Origin of the sequence: Thiolapillus sp., assembly GCF_048562965.1 — a bacterium.
In the GTDB taxonomy this organism is placed as follows: Bacteria; Pseudomonadota; Gammaproteobacteria; order Chromatiales; family Chromatiaceae; genus Thiolapillus; species Thiolapillus brandeum_A.
In genome coordinates this window covers 1-1,255 of sequence record NZ_JBHNMF010000695.1, presented here as the reverse complement: position 1 = coordinate 1,255, position 1,255 = coordinate 1, and the positions used below count along the sequence as shown (strand labels likewise).

The following is a 1,255-nucleotide window of genomic DNA, read 5'->3' as shown; positions in this document are numbered from 1 at the left end:
GCTCTACGAGAAACAGATTCACCTGTACAGCGAGATCACCATCAACAAAAACCTGACCATCAAGGGTGACCTCAACGACGACCATAAACCCGATATCACACTCGACGGCCAGCGCAAAACCCGCATATTCAAGATTGTGTCGGGATCGCGCCTGACACTGGATTCGGTGGAACTGATGCGCGGACACGCCAACGAGGGCGGCGCAATCGCCAACTGGGGAACCCTCTACGTCAAATACTCGCGCTTCATCCGCAACGAGAGCCGGGGGCTTGGCGGGGCTATCTACAACAAAGGGTTTCTTAACATCGAGACCACCACGGCTATGGATAACAAGGCGTGGAGCCACGGCGGCGTCATCTACAGCAACGGCACGCTGCGCATCCAGACGTCCACATTTGCGCATAACCTGGCCGACCGGACGGGCGGCGTCATCTACAACGACTACACCACTGCCATGATTAAAAACAGCACATTTTCTTACAACGCGGTCAAACGATCAGGCTACTGGCAGAACACGGACAACAAAGGCTCCGTGCTTTACAACATGATGGGGACGGTGGAGTTTCGCGACAGTACCCTGGTGGACAACGTCTCGTCGCCGATCACCACCCGGGAAGAGAAAAAGCGGTGCACACCCTCCACGTGTAATAACGGGGACAGCGAGACATTGAAGGCGGTCAAACGGCGCAATCGGGAAAAGCGGATGATCAATGGCGGCACGATCTACAACTACGGGGGAGCCAACGCGAAAGAGATCATCCTGCGTCGCACGGTGATCACCGGTTCCCAGGGGCGCAACTGCGGCGGCCTCGGCGGTTTTTCGGCAGGGGCATCTAACTGGTCGGACGATTGGACCTGCGTGCAGCAGCTGCACTATGACGACCACGGCACTGATCGGGGCAGCCCCAATCTGGGCCCCCTGGCCGATAACGGCGGCTATACCCTGACCCATATGCCGCTCGCTGGCAGTGGCCTGATCAACGGGTCACCGACAACCTGTGCTCCAAAAGACCAGCGGGGCGCGACGCGTAAGGAGCACTGCGACATCGGTAGCGTTGAGGCAGACCACAGCGCCCCGTCTCGCGCGTTGCCGACACCCATCAACACCACCCCGCCAGAGGAACACAACGAAGACATCGCCGCACTCAACCGGCGCATCACAACGCTCCACATCCTCGCGACTGAGAGACAGGCGGCCGTTGTTGAGCGCGATGCCACCATCGCGGCCAAAGTGGCCGAGATCGAAACGCTCACT

At 59.0% G+C, this 1,255-nt stretch carries 1 protein-coding gene; it reads left to right on the top strand.

Going from position 1 to position 1,255, the window contains the following annotated elements; translation table 11 throughout:
- On the top strand, positions 1 to 1,255 hold a 1,255-nt coding region (locus tag ACOCD2_RS19265; RefSeq protein ID WP_419625916.1), incomplete at both ends, for a choice-of-anchor Q domain-containing protein.